Here is a 19,787-nt window from a genome sequence, read left to right as displayed (position 1 = left end):
TATCCGACCCGCATAAGCTGCGCCCATATTACTCAAATGTCACGAGCCGTTCGTAAGGACGGTTCGCTTTGTTGTGTAACGAATCCATAAAAAGGAGTGAGCATGCCTATCATCGCAGCGCTCGTTGGCATCGTTTTGGGTGCCATCGCCGCCATTGCCTACATGCGCACCGCCAAGCAGGGTAGTCTTCACGAGGCCGACGAAAAGATCCAGTCGGCACACGCACAGGCTGAGTCCCTGATCGGTGATGCTAAGCGTCAGGCCGAGACCCTCAAAAAAGAGGCTCTGCTCGAGGCTAAAGAGGAGATCATCAAGAACAAGCAGGCCGCCGAGGCCGAGGATAAGCAGCGTAAGAGCGAGATTCGTACGCTCGAGAACCGTGTGATGCAGCGCGAGGAGTCCCTTGATCGCCGAAACGACGCTCTCGACAAGCGTGAGCACCAGCTGTCCAGCCAGGCCGGTCAGGTCGAGAAGCGCTCCCGCGAGCTCGAGGAGCTCTGCGCCAAGCAGACCTCTGAGCTCGAGCGTATCGCCGACCTGACCCGCGAGGACGCCCACAAGGAGCTCCTCGATAAGGTTCGCGGCGAGGTCACCCACGAGGCTGCCACGATCATTCGCGAGTCCGAGCAGCAGGTTCGCGCCGAGTGCCACAAGACCGCCCAGGAGATTCTGTCCCTGGCGATTCAGCGCTGCGCTGCCGACCACACAGCCGAGGTCACCGTTACCTCCGTGCACATTCCCTCTGATGACCTCAAGGGCCGTATCATCGGTCGCGAGGGTCGCAACATCCGGACCTTCGAGCAGGTTTCCGGCGTCAACCTCGTGATCGACGACACGCCCGAGACTGTCGTTCTTTCGAGCTTCGACCCGGTCCGTCGTGAGACCGCCCGTGTTGCCCTCGAGAACCTCATCGCCGACGGCCGCATTCACCCCGCCCGCATCGAGGAGATGTATCACAAGGCTGCCGACCTGGTTCAGCAGCGCGTGCGCGAGGCTGGCGAGCAGGCTGCCTTCGATACCGGCATCCACGACCTGCATCCCGAGATTGTCAAGACCCTTGGTGCCCTGCGCTACCGTACCTCGTTTGGTCAGAACGTGCTTCAGCACTCCCTCGAAGTCTCTGACCTGTGCGGCGTGATGGCTTCCGAGCTTGGCCTGGACGTTGTGACCGCTAAGCGCGCCGGCCTGCTGCACGACCTGGGCAAGGCAATCGACCATGACGTCGAGGGCCCGCATGCCGTCATCGGCGCCGAGCTTGCCCGCCGTTATGGCGAGAAGCCCGTTATCGTCCACGCTATCGAGGCTCACCATGCCGACGTCGACCCCAACACGGTGCTCGATGTCCTGGTACAGGCCGCCGATGCAGTCTCTGCCTCTCGCCCCGGTGCCCGTCGCGAGTCTGCCGAGAACTACATTAAGCGTCTCGAGAAGCTCGAGGAGATCGCCAACTCTCATGATGGCGTCGAGCGTACCTATGCCATGCAGGCTGGTCGCGAGGTCCACGTCATGGTTCAGCCGGACAAGATCTCCGATGCCCAGTCCACGGTTCTGGCTCACGATATCGCCCATCAGATCGAGGAAGAGATGGAGTATCCCGGTCAGGTGCGCGTCGTCGTGATTCGCGAGAGCCGCGCTGTCGATATCGCTAAATAACATGAGCGACGCGAACGAGCTCATCTCATTTATCGCGTCGATGTCGGGGGAGGGCAACCTTCGCGTCGAGGAGAACCTTGGCGAGGGGTATGTCCGCCTCCGCGTTTCGGAGGCCGAGCGGCGCCAGGCAAAGCACGACATTCAGCATGTCGAGGATATCGTCATCGAAATGCTCCGTAATGCTCGCGATGCTGGCGCCGACAAGGTCTATCTCGCCACGACCAAGGAAGATGGCGTCCGCACGCTTGTCTTTCTGGATAACGGCTCGGGTGTTCCGCAGGACATGCAAGAGCGAATCTTCGATGCTCGCGTTACCTCTAAGCTTGAGAGCATGAAGATGGACCGTTGGGGCGTTCACGGTCGTGGCATGGCATTGTTTTCGATCAAGCAGAACACCGACGAGGCCCGTGTGGTCACGTCCGGTGTCGATCTTGGTTCAGCCTTTAAGGTGAGCGTTGCAGCCGACCGCCTTAGTGAGCGTGCCGATCAGTCCAGCTGGCCCCAGGCCGTCAAGGATGAGGACGGGCGTTATGTCTGCGCTCGCGGTCCGCATAATATTATTCGCGCTGCCTGTGAGTTTGCGCTCGAGGAATTGCGTGGTTGCGATGTCTATCTTGGTTCTCCGTCTGAGATTGCCGCGACCCTCTACGCTCAGGCATCTAGTCGGCTCGATACGTCTCGTCTCCTGTTTATTGATGATGAGAGCGAGCTTCCGGTTGTCGATCGTTTAGGCCTTGCCTCTGATGCCGAGGACTTTATTCGTATTTGTTCGGGTTTGGGTCTTGAAATGTCCGAGCGCACGGCCCATCGCATTTTGGCAGGGCAGATTAAGCCCGTTCGCGGTGTGACTGCGCGTCTGCTGCGCGAGCGTGACTCATCCTCGCATGCGCCGGCTCCTGTCGATCTCGCGAAGGATCGTCGTGGGCTGCGTATTGCCAAGGATGACATGGCACAGTTTTCGCGTGCTGTGGAGCGCGACTTTAATGACCTTGCCGCCCGGTACTATCTCAATCTTTGCGGCGACCCGAAGATCCGTGTTTCGCGTGATCGAATCACCGTGACCTTCGATCTTGCCAAAGAGGAATAGTGCCTTTACCGAGTCCACTCGGTACGATAAAGTTATTGCAGTTAAAACGTACTTTTAAACGCAGGAGTTTCTTCATGGATTGCCTGAAGGTATCAAGCAAATCATCGCCCGCGTCCGTTGCCGGCGCCATCGCCGGCATGGTCAAGGATGGTGTACCCGTCAACATCCAGTGTGTCGGTGCCGGTGCTGTCAACCAGGCCATTAAGGCCGTGGCTATCGCGCGCGGTTTTTTGATTCCAACCGGTTTTGATATTTCCTGCGCGCCTGTGTTCTCCGACATCCTCATTAACGGGGAGTCGCGCACGGCCATCCGCCTTTCTATCTACGTTCACCAGATCAATCGAGCTGCTATGGATAACGTCGTCATGGATGATGTTAAGCCTGTGGCATAGCTTCTGCTTGCCTCGATTCGCCTCCCTTCCATCGTTAGGACTTATGCACATGGACCAGCGTTCCGTACGCGATATTCTTGCCGGTAAAACCTACTTTATCCGCACCTTTGGCTGCCAGATGAATCAGCACGACTCCGAGCGCGTGAGCGGTTTGCTTGATTCGTATGGCTGTCTCATGGCGCTCGATCCCTCGCATGCCGATATTGTTGTCTTCATGACATGCTGCGTGCGCGAAGCCGCCGATACTCGCCTGTACGGTCAGTGCAATTCATGCAAAAGCCTGCCGCCTTCGCCTTCGGGCAAGCGTGTGGTTGCCGTGGGCGGCTGCATTGCGCAGCGTGATGGCGAGGGCCTGCTCACCAACGTCGATAACGTCAATGTCATCTTTGGCACTCATTCTATCGCACATGTGGCCGAGCTCATTGCCGAGGCGTTCCTTGACGGCAGGCGTCATATCCGCACCAATGAGCATGAGGATACGGATGCCATGAGCATGCCGTGGCATCGCGAGACCCAGTATCACGCCTGGGTGCCCATCATGACGGGCTGCAATAATTTCTGCACCTATTGCATCGTGCCGTACGTGCGCGGTCGCGAAAAGAGCCGCCCCTTCGAGGAAATTGTCGACGAGGTGACCGGTTTGGTGCGCCAGGGCGTGCGTGAGATTACGCTGCTGGGCCAAAACGTTAACTCATATGGCCGCGATCTGTTTGGCAAGCCGCGTTTTGCCGATCTGCTGCGTGCCGCGGGCGATACGGGTGTGGAGCGCATCTTCTTTACCTCTTCTCATCCTAAGGATCTGCTGCCCGAGACCATCGACGCCATGGCCGAGACGCCTGCCGTCATGCCGCAGCTGCACCTGGCCGTCCAGTCAGGTTCGACGCGGATCCTCAAAGAGATGAATCGCCGTTATACACGCGAGGACTATCTGGGCCTGGTCGATCGCATTCGCAACCGTATGCCCGATATCGCGCTCTCGACCGATATTATCGTTGGATTCCCGGGCGAGACTGAAGAAGACTTTGAGCAGACGCTCTCACTTGCCGAGACGGTCCGCTATGCTCAGGCCTATACCTTCATCTATTCCAAGCGCGCCGGTACTCCGGCCGCAGAGATTGACGATCCCACGCCGCATGAGGTTATTCTCGAGCGTTTCAACCGCCTGGTTAAGGTTATCGAGACTACGGCTCACGAGTATAACCAGGGTGAGCTTCATACTGTGGTGCCGGCGCTCATTGAGGGAACGAGTAAAAAGAACGACGCGGTCCTGCTGGGCAAGAGTCCCAAGAATCAGACCGTGCATGCGCCTATCCCCGAGGGTTACAGCATCGATCAGCTTGTTGGCAAGATCGTTGATGTTGACGTTGACATTGCCAAGACCTGGTATTTGTCCGGCTCCGTTGTGGGCGAGCCGCGCTAATGGTTTCTCCCAGGGCAGGTCTTTCCGCCGTTGCGATCGTCGGTCCGACGGCGGTTGGTAAGAGTGATGTTGCCGACCGTTTGGCAGCTCGTCTTTCGTCCGAAGTGCTGTCGTGCGATGCGATGCAAATCTATCGCGGCATGGACATCGGTACCGCAAAGATGGCGCCCGATGAGTGTACGGCGCCGCTGCGTCTTGTCGACATTGTAGAGCCGGGTGTGGCATATTCTGCTGCGCTTTATCAGGCTGACGCTCGCGCGCATGTTGAGCGCTTGCTTGGCGAGGGCCGCCTGCCGGTGTTTTGCGGGGGTACGGGGCTGTATCTCAAGGCCGCCCTCGATGAGATGGACTTTCCCTCGGGTGAACTTGAGGACGATCGCCGTGCGGGCTATCAGGAGCTTGCCGAGCGTATTGGCGAGGAGGGACTGCATGCCCTGCTTGCCGAGCGCGACCCCGAGTCCGCTGCGGTCATCCACCCCCATAATGTTCGCCGCGTGATTCGCGCTCTCGAAATGCACGATGATGGAGTGTCCTACGCGCAGCAAAAGTCGCAGTTTAGTGTTCCGCGCGAGCATTATCACGCTCTGTGGTTTGGTCTGACGCGTAATCGCGAGATGCTCTACGAGCGCATTAACCTGCGCGTCGACCTGATGTTTGAGCAGGGCCTTGTCGATGAGGTTCGCGGTCTTATGGACCAGGGGCTGGCAGATGCCCTGACTTCGATGCAGGCGATTGGCTATAAAGAGATTATCGATGCCTTTAACGGCGTGATTTCTATGGATGAGGCTCGCGAACTCATCAAGATGCGTTCGCGTCGCTATGCCAAGCGTCAGCTTTCGTGGTTTAAACGCGATGACCGTATCGTGTGGTTCGATATGGACGAGTTTACGATCGATGAGGTCGTTGAGGACATCCTGCATCGTATTGAGGCTGTCTAATGGCTCGTTTTCCTCTTGTTTCCACGGCACCCGAGCCCGAGCGTGCCATTTTGGTTGGTGTTGAATGGCGCGACAATGCATGGCCGCTCGATCGATCGCTTGACGAGCTGGAGCGCCTTGCCCATACGGCTGGTGCCCGGTGCGTGGCGCGCTTGTCTCAGCGTTTGGTAAAGCCGTATCCTAAATCGTTTATCGGTTCCGGTAAGGTTGAAGAGCTGTGCGGCCTGGTGCATCGCATGGATGCCGATGTCGTTATTTTTGACGACGACCTGACGCCCTCGCAGCAATCCTATTTGGAGAAAGCCGTGGGCGAGCCGGTAAAGATTATCGATCGTACGGCACTGATCTTGGATATCTTTGGCCTGCATGCTCAGACGCGTGAGGGACGCCTACAGGTACAGCTGGCACAGCTTCAATATCTGTTGCCTCGTCTGCGTGGCATGTGGAGCCATCTTGCCAAGGAGCAGACGCGCGGCGGCATCGGTTCGCGCTTTGGCCAGGGTGAAAGCCAGCTCGAGGTTGACCGTCGCTTGATTCGCAATAAGATTGCCGCGCTTCGTCGTGAGCTTAAGCAGGTTGAACAGCGTCGCGATGTCCAGTCCAAGAGTCGCATTGAGTCACCGGCGTTTCGCGTCGCGTTAGCCGGTTATACCAATGCCGGTAAATCGACGTTGCTCAATCGCCTGACCGGCTCTACGGTACTTTCGCAGGACAAGCTGTTTGCTACGCTCGACCCGACGACGCGTTCGTATCACCTGCCCGGCGGTCGCGGCATGACGATCACCGATACCGTCGGCTTTATTCAAAAGCTGCCGCATGGTTTGGTCGATGCCTTTAAATCGACGCTGTCCGAGGTGTTGGGTGCCGATCTAATTCTCAAAGTCGTAGATGCGTCTGACGAGGACTATGAGCGACAGCTGGAGGCTGTCGACCGCGTGCTTGATGAGATCGGCGCTGGAGAGCGTTTAACGCTGACCGTATTCAATAAAATCGATCTTCTCGATAGCGTTGATCGACTGAGCTTCCGTCGTCGCTATCCCGAGGCCGTTCTGTTCTCGGCCCAAACGGGCGAGGGGCTCGACGATCTCGTCGATCGCATTGCTCGCGAGGCGGCTGCCACCGATGTGTTGCTCTCTGCTGATATCCCGTATCGCGAGGGCGCCCTCATCACGCTGGTGCATGAGCAGGGAACCCTTTTGCACGAGGAATATCTCGAGGATGGCGTTCGTATTGTGGCGAAGCTGCCGGCTCGTATTGCGCCGCGGCTCGAGCGTTATCGCACCGAGTAGGCGAGCTCCAAAATGCCCAGTATGATGGGCTGATGCAGCAGATAAAAGGGGAGTGCGTGACGTCCAAGGCTGGCGAGCGCCGGTAGGGGGTTGGCGTAGGTCCAGCTAGGGACGGTCTTATCGATTCCCTGCGCTATATGTGCGGCGAAGTATCCTGCAAGATACATAAAGATAAACGGGATGATGGGGTAGTAATCACCTGAAACAAACCCAGGGCTCGGAAATCCCAGCCACGCCAGGTAGGGGACAGGGTAGATTGTTTTGGGGATGCTCCAGGTGAGGGCGAACAACACAAGGCATAGGGACATGCCCCATCTCGTCGATATCCTCTTAAGGACGGGATCGGTCAACGCCACGATGCCGGTACATGCGGCCATGCAGTAGATGATGCCAAAATTAACCGAATCGTCTACTGAGACAAGCGTTGTTACCAACCAGACGACGAGTGCTGCTAAGGCGTATTTGGCGGCACGTTTGATATTGTTGCGCGAAAGGGTGCACATCCAACCCGCGATAAACAGAAATACCCAGCTGATGCTGGCGCGCCAGATGTCTTGAAAGACAGTCTGGGTAAACCAGGGCATATCCCAACCGTACAGGTAGGCGAGATCGTAGCAAGCGTGAAAACCTGCCATTGAAATCATCGTAAACCCGCGGACGGTATCAAAGATGGTGATGCGTTTTTGCATTACGAGAACCGGCGCATCAAGCCGACGACTTTGCCCAAGATAGCGGGATTCGTTGCATAGATAGGCTCCATGGTGTCATTCTCTGGCTGCAGGCGTACGCGTCCCTGCTCCTTGTAGAATGTCTTGACGGTCGCTGAACCATCAATCATGGCCACGACAATTTCGCCGTTCATGGCACTCTTTTGTTCACGGACGATGATGTAATCGCCATTGAAGATGCCGACATTGATCATTGAGCTCCCATGCACCTCAAGGATAAAGGAACCCTGATCAGTGGCGATTTCGGTCGGGATAGTAAAAGTGTCTTCTATATTCTGCTCGGCCAGAATGGGAATCCCAGCCGCGACGCGACCAACGAGCGGTAGCGAGACCGTTCCGCGAGGTGCGGTGGGTTCGTCAGATTTAGAAATTGAGACAGAGGAACCGTCCTCGTTAAAGAGTTCCAGGGCGCGCGGTTTGGTGGCATCGCGCTTGAGTAGCCCGCGCGCCTCCAGGGCAGATAGATGGGCGTGCACGGTGCTGGGGGAGGAAAGGCCCACGGCAGAAGCCATCTCGCGCACGCTGGGCGGATAACCTTTCTCCTGCTGATATTCCTTGATGAAGTCGTAAATTTGCTGCTGACGCTTGGTAATTTTGCGAGCCATCAGGGCATCCTCTCTACCCATGTCAAACAAATGTTCGAATTTTGCTTGACAGGAACAACTGTTCGAAGATAATACTAACCGAACATTCGTTCTCGCGCTAGACATTTTTGTCCGCGCGGCTTGATAAAACTGTTCTCAGCAAAACACGCGAGAGGAGAACATGATGAACGCAACGAATATGGTCCAGGGAAACCTTGCCCTTAAACTCGAGACGCCTGCAGAACCCACTTTTACGGTTGTTCAGGGTGGCCGCTCCGGCTTTCAGCCTTTGACCGTAAAGCCTGCTCGCAATCAGCAGGCTGTAGTTGCGCCGGCCCGCGTTGCCCTGAAGGTTCCGACGATTGTCGCCGTTGCCGTTGCGCTTACGCTCTTCGTTGTCCTCGCTACGTCGGTCTTTAGCGCTCGTCACGCCGCGTATGCCGAGTCCGTTTCCAACGTTACCTACGAGACTATTCGCGTTCAGCCTGGTGATTCTCTTTGGTCGCTTGCCGAGGAATATCCTATCGAAGGCCTTTCCACGCAAGAGACTTCCGACATGATCCGTAACGTCAATCATCTGGAACATGGTTCGCTCGCCGCCGGTGCGCATCTTAAGGTTCCTGCCCGTTCGTAATCATTATCGCGCTGCGCATGGTACCCTTGTTATCGTTTAAGAGGAGGTACCATGCGCTGTCCCAAATGCGGTAAGGCACATACCCGCGTCGTTGATTCCCGTATGCAGGAGTCAAATAACACCATTAAGCGCCGTCGCGAATGTTGCTCGTGTAACTACCGCTTTACAACGTTCGAGCGATGCGAAGACCCAATTGAGGTCATTAAGTCGGACGGAACTAAGCAGCGGTTCGATCGCAATAAGCTGCTCGTCGGCTTGATGCGCGCCACCATCAAGCGTGATATCGACACTAAGAAGCTCAATGAGATTATCGACGACATCGAGGTCGAGCTGCGCTCTCGCACGCTGACGGCCGTCACGTCCCATGAGTTGGGTGACATGGTGCTCAAGCGCTTGGCCAAGATCGACAAGGTGGCTTACATCCGTTTTGCCTCGGTCTACCGCGATTTCAAAGACGTCGATGAGTTTCTGCAAGAGCTCGACAAGCTAAGGTGATTCCATGTCCAGCATTACCGTCAACATAAAGCGTCTCGACCCCACCGTCGAGCTTCCCAAATACGCCCATCCCACCGATGCCGGCTTGGATCTGCGCTCCAACGAGGACTGCGTCCTGAAGCCCTTCGAACGCCGTCTGGTCTCTACTGGGCTGGCCATCGGCCTGCCCGACGGTTACGCCGGCTTCGTCCAGCCCCGCAGCGGCTTGGCCATTAAGCAGGGCCTGTCTATAGTCAATACGCCGGGCCTCATCGACGCCCACTACCGAGGAGAACTCAAGGTTATCCTCATCAACCTGGATCCCTCCAATAACATTCAAATCAACAAAGGCGACCGCATAGCCCAGCTCGTCATCCAAGAAGTCCCTACGGTCAACCTCATAGAAGTAGAAGAACTAGACAAAACCGACCGAGGCAACGGAGGCTTCGGCTCCAGCGGCGTCGCTTAATCATTTTCAAGATGTAGAGTTGGCCTCTCACCCGGGGCCCACACATATCATCCCGTGCTCAAACATTCTCGCTACGCTGCGAAACTGCGCGCGGGACGATATGTGTGGGCCCCGGGTGAGAGGCCACATACTTGAATATGTATTTCGACTTGCGCGGTGGGCCTCATCAATATAATTACGACTTGTTTGTTGTTCTGACTCTCTATTAGCTGGACTACATCCTTGTAAATCCTAACCGGGAATGTGTTTTAGGTTCTAGTTAGTATGCGGCAAAGGGATACCCCCTTTTGTCGCATCGGCTTACTGTATTTATATTTTCCTGTTTTACCTTTGCAGGTTCTAATGGAGGGGATACCGAAGTAGCTGCTAGTAAGTAAACGTAGCTGCTCAGCGGGAGCCGCCCATATATCGTTCCACGCGCAGTTTCGCAGCGCAGCGAGAATGTTTGAGCATGGAATGATATATGGGCGGCTCCCGCTGAGCAGCGGACTTTCGTCTACCTGATATGAGCAGGTTTTCCGCCCCAGTAGAAGCGGCAGAAGGCTCGTTTGCGCTTTTGGGGTTTGCCTACTAGCTCCATGGTTGCGATGGCGATGTCTTCGGCTGCGTGGGGGCGGCGTAGCACTTCGCCGTTGATGAGTAAGGCTTTGAGTGATTCGGGATGGTCATGCAAGTGACGTAGGGTTACGATGAGTTCTCGTGCGGTGGTGACATGCATGCTGGCGCCCATACCGGTGAGCATCGTTGTGTTGGCCTTTTCCTGACCGTATGATTTGCCCAGTAGGATCATCGGTAGATGCGCGCACAGGCACTCGGTGACGGTGAGTCCGCCCGATTTGAGGATTGCGAGGTCGCAGCCGTGCATGAGGGCCGCCATGTCGTCCACGTAGTCCAGAACCGTGACGTTTTCGAGCTTCATGGCGTCGAAGAGCGTCTTGAGGCGGGTGGCGTATTCCTCATCCTTGCCCGGCAAAAAGACAAAGTGCATGTCCTCGAAGCTGCGCAGGAAGGGGAGTGTGCGGTCCATCTCCGCGCGAAAGCGAACGTACGGTTGAGGCAAACTGGCACCGGCCATCACCAACACAACGGTCTTGTCAGCGGGGAGATTGAACTTCTCGAGTTCTTCCTCGCGATTGTAGTCCGTATCAAACCCGGCGCGAATGGGGATGCCTGTAATGCGGATTTTGGTCTCGGGAACTTTACGGGGGCGAAGTGTCTCGGCCATAAATTCGTTGGCTACGCAGAACAGGTCGGTGTCCTTGTGGGGCCAAAAGCCTTCGACTTCATAGTCTGTTGGTACGCAGATGACCGGATAATCGATACCCGTGATGACGCGGGCACCCACAGCGACGTTGGCCGCCGTGATGTGTGTCGCGACCACGGCTATGGGCCTGCGGGTGCGGACATATTCGTTGAAGGCAGGGAACATAATACGTGACCATGCCGTGCCTCCGCCCCAGAGCAGATGTCCCGTAAACGTGTATCGCCAGGTTAGGTCATATATGGGACGCGTGGCGCCGGTAAACGAAGCTGCTGTTTTATTACCATCGAACCTAATGCGTCCAAAATCGAGGATATCCAGGACTTCGATCTCAACATCCTCAGGGATTCCCTTGGTGCCGCGGATAAGGTCCAATGCTTGTGCAATCGCGTTGGCGGCGGCTTTGTGGCCCGATCCAACCGATGCGTGCACAATGGTTACTAGGGGTTTTTGTGCAGGTGAAACGGTCATTTGCTCCGGTTGGGGAGTGGCTTGCATGGGCAGGGGAGCGCTATTGCTCGTCTGCGTTTGATCCATCGATAACTCCCCTTCAGATTTGTTACGCGATTTATCATTGTAGTGCATGAGTGTCATGTTCACGTAAATTTGGGTATGAGCGCAAAGAACGCCAATCTTTCGACAGGAGGTCTCTTCATGACTACCCATCAGCCGATCGATGTTGCTATTATCGGTGGCGGCCCCGCGGGCTATGCTGCCGCCATTTACGCTGCGCGCTCCAACCTAACGACGACCGTGATTGAACAGGGCATGTCGGGAGGACAGATCGCCACAACCAATGAGGTCGAGAACTATCCGGGCATTCCGCTCTTGAGTGGCGCCGAACTTGGCGAGCGTTTTCAGCAGCATGCAGAGGGCCTGGGAGCACAGGTTACATGGAGCATGGTTACGGGTATCGATTACGATGCCGATACAGCGCTGTTTACGGTGCATCACGATTTGGGCGATACGTTGGCCTCGAGCGTTATCGCTTGCATGGGTGCCACGCCGCGATCTGCTGGTTTTGTTGGCGAGGATACGTATCGCGGTCGCGGCGTTTCGTATTGCGCGACGTGCGACGGCATGTTCTTTCGCGGCAAGCAGGTCTTTGTCATCGGCGGCGGCAATGCCGCCTGCGAGGAAGCTCTGTTCTTGTCAGAAATCGCCAGCAGCGTGACCATCGTGCTGCGTCGCGATCAGTTTCGTGCGCCTGATGGTGTTGTTCAGAAGGTGCTCGAAAAGGACAATATTACAGTTAGGTACCAAACTAGTATTGTGGAGCTCTCGGGCGAAGCCATGCCAACGACGATCACCTTTAAGGACAATGCATCCGGTGAGACTCATACCGAGTCATTTGAGCCCGGCTCGTTTGGCATCTTTGTCTTTACCGGAACGCAACCCCATACCGAACTTGTCGAGCATCTAGTTGATTTGGCGCCGGACGGCGGTATTGTTACTGATGATTCCATGGCGACCCGCACGCTAGGTCTATTTGCCGCTGGCGATATCCGTTCCAAGCGCTTACGCCAGGTTGTGACCGCCGTTTCTGACGGAGCCATAGCAGCAACTAGCGCATACGCGTTTCTCCGCGGATAAGTACGATAATATATCTTATGTAAGGTTGCTATCTTTAAACAAAGTGGTTGGACGGTGCATCAATGTGCTGTCCAACCACTTTTACTTGTCGGCTATGTGGTATGCAAAACTAGATAATCTAGAATACAATATAGAAATGAACGGAGGACCTTTATGAACCACGTTAAACACGTTATTCCGATGTCTGATTCGTCGGTCAGCATTAAGCCTGAGGATATTCAGCCCACTGTGCTGCCCGATGCATTTATTGAGTCCGATATCGTTCGCAAACTCAATACGTTGAGTCTGCCGCGCTATAATCAGTTGCCCAATGTGACGCTCTACCGCGACCAGGTCATTGAGTATGTTGCACTGTGGATGGAGCCACTGTCCATTTGCGTTGAGCAGCCCGTCATTACGCCATCGATGATCAATAACTACGTGAAGGTCGGCCTGGTGCCTGCTCCGGTCAAAAAGCAATATGGCCGCGAGCAGATTGCCCGCCTGATTGCTATCTGCATCTTTAAGCAGGTGCTACCTATTGCTGCTGTGCAGGCACTCTTTAACATTCAGCGTTTGAGCTACGATGCCCCTACGGCCTTTGATTATGTGGTCGATCAGCTCGAGGCATCGATTCGTTCGGCGTTTTCCGTCGAGCAGACGCCGGTTCCCGATACGGCGCATCAGGTAACGCGTGAGTCGCTGCTTGTGCGCAGCGCGGTTTCATCCTTTGTTTCGAAGGCTTACTTGATGAGCTATCTCAAGTTCAACGGGTTTAATAGCTAGCCGACGTATAAAACGGGCGGGACAAAGAGCCATCTGTCGCTTTGTCCCGCCCGTTTTTTTTGCTTGGTTGGACTTTATTTGCCTGAAGCTACGCCCATGCCGTAGCCGATAATGAGCCCATGCATTTCGGCGTAATAGGAATCCAGGCCGTTGCAGGGCATGATGATGGTCTTGGAACCGGGCCAATGCTCGACTATGCGGTCAGCAAGCGCCTGGGCTCCAGCTTCGTTCTCAACGTGATCGATAACGACCTCGCCGCCCGTAAAACCCTCGGCTTCCATGGTGTCGATGATCTTGTTGAGCATCTTCTTTTCGCCACGCGTGTGCCCGACGAGTTCGATTTTACCTGCCTCACTCGCCGTGCCCAAAATGCGGATATTGAGCTTGTTGGCAATGACGCCGGCTGCCTTAGGGATACGTCCGGCTTTGGCGAGGTTTTCGTAATTGCACAAACTGAAGAGGATTTTGCTGTTCTGTTCAAGGCTATCGAAGTATGCGCAAGCATCCTCGAATGAGACATTCGGATTGCTTGCAAGATAGCGGTCGAACAGCAGGAAAATGAGGTCCATTTTACCGCCAGCTGCGCGTGAATTGACTAGATGAATCTGTCGGTCCGGTTCCTCGGCAAGAACCATATCGCGAGCCGTGGCTGCCGCGTTGTAGCTGCCCGACACGCCCTCAGAGATTGGCATGCAGATGGTCTTGTCTGCCAATTTGAAGAGCTCGGCCCACTCCCCTACGCTGGGACAAGCGCTTGAAGAAGCGTTCGTCTCCGCCTGAACAGCGCAGTTGAGCTCATGAACATCGAGCGAAAGGTCATCGACGAATTCACGCTCCCCCACTCGAATTTTGAGGGGCGCAAATGCAAAGGTGGTATGGGGTGCGGTCGGTTGCCAATCGCGGAGGTTGCAGCTTGAATCTGAGATAAGTGCCCAGCTCATAGAGGGTCCTTTCTAATTGCTCCCATACAATTATAGCCTTCTTGCTGACCGATTGGGCCGCTATCTAGTATTCAAAACTAGATAGCGGCCTGCACGAAAGGCAAAAGAATGGACCCCATGACTCAAAGCCACGAGGTCCACATTCACACGCCGTGTAAGATGACTTAGTAACGCACGAAGATATAGTTATTGTTCATGCCGGCGGCAACGGAGCTGATGATAACACCCGTGTTGTAGTCGGAAGCATGAATCATCTGACCACCACCGATGTAAATGCCGGTGTGGTACGAGTTGACCACAACGTCACCGGGCTGCGGATCGGACACACGCGTCCAGCCCATAAAGGTACCCGTGGTGCCCAGGCGGCAATAGCGACCAGTGAGGCAATAACTAACAAAACCAGAGCAGTCGAAGCTGTTCGGGCCAATTCCGCCCCAGGAATAAGCGCAACCAAGCTTGCTGTATGCACGCGAGACAACAGAACCGCCATCGACTGACTGGCTCGGAGCAGAAGGCGTCGGAGCCGGGGCAGGCGTAGAGGGCTGCGGCGTCGGAGCAGGTGCCGGCGTAGGAGCCGGAGTGTTGCCGCCCTGGTTGTTATTATTGCTGGTCTGGCCACCGTTGTTGGTGTTCTCGGTCGTACCGGCAGTCTCGTTGCTCACCGTGGCCTTCTCGGCGGTACTGGCGTTGATGCCGGCCTGCAGCGCGGCGTTGGCCTCGGCCTCTGCGGCAAGCTCGGCTTGCAGCTGCGAATCCAGGGAGTTTACGGCGTTCTGGGCTTCAGCCTGCTGGGCGTTAAGCTCGTCGACCTTCTTTTGCGTGGCTGCGACGTTCTTTTCCTGCTCGGACTGCTTATCGGTGAGCTGCTGCTTAAGCTCCTTGACCTCTTGAATGGTCTGAGCTTGCTTATCGGAGACTTTGCCGTAGTAGAACAGACGGTTGAGCATATCGCTCAGGTCGTCAACGCCCGTTAGAACCTGAAGCAGGCTCAGACCGCCGGTCTTGTACTCGCCGGCGACATAGGTCGAGAGCTTGGCCTGACCGTCAGCAATCTCCTGCTGCTTTTGCGTGATCTCGCCAGCAGTCTGATCGAGCGCCTGCGTCTGCGTGGCGAGCTCATCGTAAATCTGCTGGGTTTGGGTACCGATCTGCTCGAGCTTCGTACGAGCAGCGGCAAGGTCGGATGCGGTATCGGCGTAGGCAGGAGCCGCGAGGCCCAAGCCTAAAACACAAGCGAGGGTTGCCGTAGCAGCGCAGCGTGCCATGTTTTTGTGCGTGTTTGCTGTGCGCATGTAGCTTCCTTTCCAGTAACTAAGGGTAACGGCTAGCCCACCGTCACCAGGCTAAAGAGCTCAACATCGTCGTCAGTCGACGTGAGCTTCTCGCGCGGGTTGAGAAACGCAAGCTCAAGGATACACCCGTAGCCCACAAGCTTTGCGCCCATATCTCGCACCAGTTTACCTGTTGCCTCGACGGTTCCGCCCGTCGCGACCAAGTCGTCCAGAATCAACACGGTATCTTTAGAGCTGATAGCGTCGGCATGGATCTCAATTGAATCGGTGCCGTACTCGAGCTCGTAGCTCTGGCTTACGGTCTCGCGCGGCAGCTTGCCCGGTTTACGTGCGGGAACAAAGCCGGCGCCCAGAGCGACGGCCACGGGAACGCCCACCATAAAGCCGCGAGCCTCGGGACCTACGACCTTGGTGATTCCCATGCCGGCAAAGTGCTCGGCGAGGGCATCGGTCATGGCTTTGAGCGCCTCGGGATTGCCGAAGAGCGGCGTGATGTCTTTAAAGATGACTCCGGGCTCGGGATAGTCGGGGATGTCGACGATTTGAGATTCGAAGTCGTACATTGCATGACCTTTCAATGGGTTGCCGGATAAGCGGCAGCTGTTACTTGCCCGCGGTGACGGTGCCGGATTGCGAAGGGGCGACGACCTTGAGCGGCTTTACGAGAGAATCCTCGTGTGAAGCCGGCGCGACTGTCTCTTCGTTTTTGGCCTTGGTGGACTCGGAGCGAGTGATTTCCTCATCGAGTGCATCGATGTCGGCGTCTTCGACCACGGCGTTGAGCGACTCAAAAACGCGGTTCTTGAGCAGCGCGGTGTGCACGCCCTCCGTCAGGTCGTGAAGCTTCTTAAACGCACGCTCGAGCTTGGCGTCGCGCTCGTCATCGGAGGTGTCCATGCCGAGCATGCTCACGAGCACCTGCTCAAACATCGAGGACTCGCGGTTGGCGGAAGACACGTACTGACGCAGGTTGCGCGGCTCGATATGGAAGCGTGACAGCTCGGAGCAGTAACGGATGATCGGAAAATCGCGACCATCGACGAGCTCACGATTCTGCGGACTCTTGATGATGCGAATGAGGTCGTTCTCGGCGAGCGAGCGGATAAACGAAATCTCGACGCCCAGCATATCGGGAATGGTCTCGATGGGATGCAGCTTTTGCTTAGTCTCCTTGGGCTCCGTCTTGAGTGGAACATCGGACAGCAAGCCCACCTCGTAGGCGAGCGTTGACAGGTCCGTGGCGTTTTCCAAGCGCTGCTTAATCACGTTGAGCGGCATGTAGCGAGTCTTCTGCAAGTGCAGAATGACCTCCAGGCGATCAACGTCCTCCTTGGAGTACTGACGGTATCCCTTAGGCGTACGATGAGGGGTAATGAGCCCCTCATCCTCTAGAAATCTTATTTTTGAGTTCGAAAGATCGGGGTATGCGCCTCGAAGTAGGTTGACGACTTGGCCGATACTCAGATAGTTGCGTTCGGCCATGCCCTACTCACCGGTTTCGATGCGCTCCGGCGTGCTCTCGTGGTAGATGAGCGTAAACGTACCGATCTGAACGGAAGAACCGTCGTGCAGCGGGGCTGCATTGACGATGGCACCGTCGACCCAGGTGCCATTGAGCGATCCCAAGTCCTCGATGCGAGCGCCGAGGCCCTCGCGAATAATGCGCGCGTGGCTGCGCGAAACAGTCATGTCGTTGAGGAAGATGCCGTTCGCGGGATCGCGGCCGATGGTGGTCACGTCGTCCTCGAGCTCAAAAGCGGCACCCGTCTGCGGACCCTTGACGATGGACAGAACGGGGGCGGTGATGCGCACGTTGGCCATGAGGTCGGGAACGGTGACGTCGCTTGAAGGCACGCGGAATACGCAGGTAGCGTCAGCAGTCTTATCATTCTGAGGCATATTGTTAACCATGTTGTCCATGACAACCCCTAACTTATCGCGGACGTGCCGCAAATAATGAACCGTACGTAATCATACCCCAACGAATCAGTCTTCGATTTCAGGGTTCAGAAAGTCGATGTCCTCGTCCTCGGGATGCGCGAGAGCCTGTTTAATGGCCGCTCCGCCCTTAATGGAGTAGATGACAGCCGTGAGCATGGAGAAGATCACGCCGCCGTACACAAAGAAGATGCCGAGGGGCACCGAGCTTCCGTTGAGGCCCGGGAAGGCCGTGAGGGTTGAAGGTAAAAGATGCAGGCCGTCAATAACGGGGAACCCGAGCAGCATGAGCGAGAAGCCGGTCATGAGCAGCGCTGTCGCAATCTTTCCGGGGAAGACGACGTCAATGGGACGAGGGTGGTAATGGCGAACGATAAGTGTGCCGATGCCCAGATAGATGTCGCGGCCAATAATGAGCACGCAGACCCAGATGGGAAGCTCGCCGCGGACTACCAGGCCCAACACGCCGGTAAACAGCAGTGCACGGTCGCAAATGGGATCCATGACCTTGCCGAGCCACGAGACCGTCTTAGTCATGCGGGCGATCTGACCGTCCATCCAGTCGGTGGAGGCGGCAACGGCGTAGATTGCGATGGCGATGACGCGATTGTTATCCGTCACAAACAGGTACAGAAATACCAGGGTGAGGATCAGGCGCGTAAAGGTGATGAAATTGGAGATCGTAAAGATCTTATTCGACGGGTAATCGGAAGTGCCGATAAGCTCCTTTTTGATCTTCTTTTTGATGCCCACAGGACTCCCCCGCTGGTTAACGACAAAACTTTCGATACTATACCCGTTCCGGCGATGTCTATCCAGCGCAGCCATAGAGAGTCCAGACATGTGGAGGGCGCCTCTGGGCTGCGCTGGATTCTGCATTTGTGTACATCAGCCTCCAAAAGCGACATTTTTCGGCTTCTTTGGTGGCTGGTTTACACGTTTTGATTCGGTGATTACATCGATCGGGAAAGTTGTTGCTTTAGCAAATGCGTGCGGGTCGAGATTGGCTGGCACCAAAAGAGCCCATCGGCCGTTACGGCTTCGTTAGAAACGCGCCCCACCATGGATGGTGAAGCCGAAAGGTAAGACGCGCGGGCACGGTGAATCGGCCCGCGCGCCCGGAAGAGAAAGGATAAACCCATGGGTTACATGCTCGAGACGCGCGGGCTCACCAAGCGCTTCGGCCGCGGCGACCAGGCGCAGGAGGCCGTGGCCGACGTGAGCCTTCATATCCGCGAGGGCGAGGTGTACGGGCTGCTCGGCCCCAACGGCGCCGGCAAGTCGACAACGCTCAAGATGATCTGCGGGATGCTGCGGCCGACGGCCGGGGAGATCCTCTTTGCCGGGCACGCCTGGCGCCGCGAGGACCTCTACGCAATCGGCAGCCTCATCGAGGAGGCGCCGCTCTACCCCAACCTCACCGCGCGCGAGAACCTGCGCGTGCGCACCACGCTGCTGGGCCTTCCCGAGAGCCGCGTAGATGAGGTGCTCGCCGCCGTGGACCTCGCGGACACCGGGAAGAAGCGCGCCGGGCGCTTCTCGATGGGCATGCGGCAGCGCCTGGGGCTCGCGCTGGCGCTGATCGCCCGGCCACGCCTGCTCGTGCTCGACGAGCCCACCAACGGCCTCGACCCCATCGGCATCGAGGAGCTGCGCGACCAGATCCGCGGCTTCGCGGCGGCGGGCACGACGGTGATCGTCTCGAGCCACATCCTCTCCGAGGTGCAGCAGATGGCGGACACCATCGGCATCATCTGCGGGGGGCGCCTCGCCTACGAGGATGCGCTTCGGCCCGGGCAGGACCTCGAGGAACTCTTCATGAGCTTCTGCCGGGAAGGGCGACGAGCACGCGGGGAGGTGGCGGCATGACGGCCGAGAAAGGCGGCCTGCTCGCGGGCCTGCGCGCCGAGGCCCTGAAGTCGCGCCACGCGGCACCGGTTCGCCTGGCCGTGCTCATGGCGCTGCCGATGCCGCTGCTCGGCGCGATGCCCTACCGGGGCGTGCAGATCTTCAGCGCGTGGAACTACTGGTACGCGCTCTTCCTGCCCGTGTCTCTCTCGCTCGTGGTGGCGTGCGTCGCGCGGGCGGACGCTCGCACGCGGATGCGGGGGCTTCTGGGCCTGGGCTTCCCGCTCGGGCGCGCCTGGTGGGCCAAGGCGCTCTGGTGCCTCGCGCTCTGCACGCTCTCGAACCTCGTGGTCTTCGGCATCTACCTCGCGGGATCGGCGTTCTCCTCGCAGGGCCTCACGGCCGCGGGCACGCTCACGATGCTCCTCTGCGCGCTCGTCAACACGGTGACCGCGGCGTGGATGATCCCCGCAGGGCTCTT

22 protein-coding genes are annotated in these 19,787 nt (G+C 56.9%); 13 read left to right on the top strand and 9 right to left on the bottom strand.

The genetic code is table 11. The features are described 5' to 3' along the window. The first annotated feature begins 102 nt into the window (after positions 1–102). From rny to hflX, 6 genes are all read left to right on the top strand, one after another. Positions 103–1,653 carry a ribonuclease Y gene (gene rny / locus AB5750_RS02020; RefSeq protein ID WP_115596193.1) on the top strand — a complete coding sequence of 517 codons (1,551 nt, stop codon included), beginning with the start codon at positions 103–105 and terminating at the stop codon, positions 1,651–1,653. Position 1,654: 1 nt separating this feature from the next. Continuing rightward, positions 1,655–2,740 carry an ATP-binding protein gene (locus AB5750_RS02015; protein WP_006235981.1) on the top strand — a complete coding sequence of 362 codons (1,086 nt, stop codon included), beginning with the start codon at positions 1,655–1,657 and terminating at the stop codon, positions 2,738–2,740. A gap of 74 nt (positions 2,741–2,814) precedes the next feature. Continuing rightward, a complete protein-coding gene (locus AB5750_RS02010) occupies positions 2,815–3,132 on the top strand; it encodes a stage V sporulation protein S (protein ID WP_006235982.1) in 318 nt (105 codons plus the stop codon). A 49-nt stretch (positions 3,133–3,181) separates the two neighbouring features. Next, positions 3,182–4,552, top strand: coding sequence for a tRNA (N6-isopentenyl adenosine(37)-C2)-methylthiotransferase MiaB (miaB, locus tag AB5750_RS02005; protein WP_368146027.1), 1,371 nt, complete (start codon positions 3,182–3,184; stop codon positions 4,550–4,552). Further along, positions 4,552–5,490: a tRNA (adenosine(37)-N6)-dimethylallyltransferase MiaA gene (gene miaA, locus AB5750_RS02000; protein ID WP_271747699.1), complete on the top strand. Its 939-nt coding sequence runs from the start codon at positions 4,552–4,554 to the stop codon at positions 5,488–5,490. Before miaB ends, miaA begins: the two co-directional genes overlap by 1 nt. After that, positions 5,490–6,779: a GTPase HflX gene (hflX, locus tag AB5750_RS01995; protein WP_195233663.1), complete on the top strand. Its 1,290-nt coding sequence runs from the start codon at positions 5,490–5,492 to the stop codon at positions 6,777–6,779. Before miaA ends, hflX begins: the two co-directional genes overlap by 1 nt. Here hflX and AB5750_RS01990 read toward each other — a convergent pair. Next, positions 6,764–7,468, bottom strand: a complete 705-nt coding sequence (locus tag AB5750_RS01990; RefSeq protein ID WP_368146026.1) for a heparan-alpha-glucosaminide N-acetyltransferase — start codon at positions 7,466–7,468, stop codon at positions 6,764–6,766. The genes hflX and AB5750_RS01990 overlap by 16 nt on opposite strands. Further along, complete coding sequence (lexA, locus tag AB5750_RS01985) at positions 7,468–8,112, bottom strand: transcriptional repressor LexA (protein ID WP_271759157.1); 645 nt, start codon at positions 8,110–8,112, stop codon at positions 7,468–7,470. Before lexA ends, AB5750_RS01990 begins: the two co-directional genes overlap by 1 nt. A 160-nt stretch (positions 8,113–8,272) precedes the next feature. On the opposite strand from lexA, the gene AB5750_RS01980 reads away from it, so the two are divergent. From AB5750_RS01980 to dut, 3 genes are read left to right on the top strand one after another with little or no spacing between them, the layout of a single operon-like run. Then, complete coding sequence (locus AB5750_RS01980; protein WP_368154894.1) at positions 8,273–8,725, top strand: LysM peptidoglycan-binding domain-containing protein; 453 nt, start codon at positions 8,273–8,275, stop codon at positions 8,723–8,725. Between the two features lie 51 nt (positions 8,726–8,776). Beyond that, entirely contained in the window at positions 8,777–9,220 is a 444-nt protein-coding gene (nrdR, locus tag AB5750_RS01975; RefSeq protein WP_022093781.1) for a transcriptional regulator NrdR, read from the top strand. A gap of 4 nt (positions 9,221–9,224) precedes the next feature. Beyond that, on the top strand, positions 9,225–9,668 hold the full coding sequence (gene dut, locus AB5750_RS01970) for a dUTP diphosphatase (protein WP_368146025.1): 444 nt from the start codon (positions 9,225–9,227) through the stop codon (positions 9,666–9,668). Between the two features lie 496 nt (positions 9,669–10,164). On the opposite strand, the gene AB5750_RS01965 is transcribed toward dut, so the two are convergent. After that, on the bottom strand, positions 10,165–11,466 hold the full coding sequence (locus tag AB5750_RS01965; RefSeq protein ID WP_368146024.1) for an MGDG synthase family glycosyltransferase: 1,302 nt from the start codon (positions 11,464–11,466) through the stop codon (positions 10,165–10,167). A gap of 117 nt (positions 11,467–11,583) precedes the next feature. Between AB5750_RS01965 and AB5750_RS01960 the strand changes: the two genes are divergently transcribed. Together AB5750_RS01960 and AB5750_RS01955 are read left to right on the top strand one after the other, a co-directional pair. Beyond that, positions 11,584–12,522 carry an NAD(P)/FAD-dependent oxidoreductase gene (locus AB5750_RS01960; protein ID WP_368146023.1) on the top strand — a complete coding sequence of 313 codons (939 nt, stop codon included), beginning with the start codon at positions 11,584–11,586 and terminating at the stop codon, positions 12,520–12,522. A 153-nt stretch (positions 12,523–12,675) separates the two neighbouring features. Next, the gene (locus AB5750_RS01955; protein ID WP_271747695.1) at positions 12,676–13,287 is read left to right on the top strand and encodes a DUF1836 domain-containing protein; all 612 of its coding nucleotides are present in this window, start codon (positions 12,676–12,678) and stop codon (positions 13,285–13,287) included. Between the two features lie 74 nt (positions 13,288–13,361). On the opposite strand, the gene AB5750_RS01950 is transcribed toward AB5750_RS01955, so the two are convergent. The 6 genes from AB5750_RS01950 to AB5750_RS01925 form a co-directional block, all read right to left on the bottom strand. Continuing rightward, positions 13,362–14,228 (bottom strand): DegV family protein, encoded by an 867-nt coding sequence (locus AB5750_RS01950; protein WP_271747694.1) that lies wholly within the window; start codon positions 14,226–14,228, stop codon positions 13,362–13,364. A gap of 164 nt (positions 14,229–14,392) precedes the next feature. Continuing rightward, complete coding sequence (locus tag AB5750_RS01945) at positions 14,393–15,520, bottom strand: coiled-coil domain-containing protein (RefSeq protein WP_368146022.1); 1,128 nt, start codon at positions 15,518–15,520, stop codon at positions 14,393–14,395. A 32-nt stretch (positions 15,521–15,552) separates the two neighbouring features. After that, positions 15,553–16,083: an adenine phosphoribosyltransferase gene (locus AB5750_RS01940; RefSeq protein ID WP_368146021.1), complete on the bottom strand. Its 531-nt coding sequence runs from the start codon at positions 16,081–16,083 to the stop codon at positions 15,553–15,555. Between the two features lie 40 nt (positions 16,084–16,123). Continuing rightward, positions 16,124–17,002, bottom strand: a complete 879-nt coding sequence (ftsR, locus tag AB5750_RS01935) for a transcriptional regulator FtsR (protein ID WP_161115805.1) — start codon at positions 17,000–17,002, stop codon at positions 16,124–16,126. Between the two features lie 3 nt (positions 17,003–17,005). Beyond that, on the bottom strand, positions 17,006–17,440 hold the full coding sequence (locus tag AB5750_RS01930) for an FHA domain-containing protein (protein ID WP_006236002.1): 435 nt from the start codon (positions 17,438–17,440) through the stop codon (positions 17,006–17,008). Positions 17,441–17,506: 66 nt separating this feature from the next. Beyond that, complete coding sequence (locus tag AB5750_RS01925) at positions 17,507–18,211, bottom strand: CDP-alcohol phosphatidyltransferase family protein (RefSeq protein ID WP_161160296.1); 705 nt, start codon at positions 18,209–18,211, stop codon at positions 17,507–17,509. Positions 18,212–18,598: 387 nt separating this feature from the next. Here AB5750_RS01925 and AB5750_RS01920 point away from each other — a divergent pair, with 387 nt between their 5' ends. Together AB5750_RS01920 and AB5750_RS01915 are read left to right on the top strand one after the other, a co-directional pair. Then, positions 18,599–19,327, top strand: coding sequence for a lantibiotic protection ABC transporter ATP-binding protein (locus AB5750_RS01920; protein WP_368154892.1), 729 nt, complete (start codon positions 18,599–18,601; stop codon positions 19,325–19,327). After that, positions 19,324–19,787 (top strand): ABC-2 family transporter permease (locus AB5750_RS01915; protein WP_497197805.1); only part of this gene is annotated, 464 nt, incomplete at its 3' end. The genes AB5750_RS01920 and AB5750_RS01915, both read left to right, overlap by 4 nt.

Origin of the sequence: Collinsella aerofaciens (genome assembly GCF_040926185.1) — a bacterium.
In the GTDB taxonomy this organism is placed as follows: Bacteria; Actinomycetota; Coriobacteriia; order Coriobacteriales; family Coriobacteriaceae; genus Collinsella; species Collinsella aerofaciens_BC.
The sequence above is the reverse complement of the archived record's forward strand: the minus strand, read 5'-3'. Positions and strand labels throughout refer to the sequence as shown.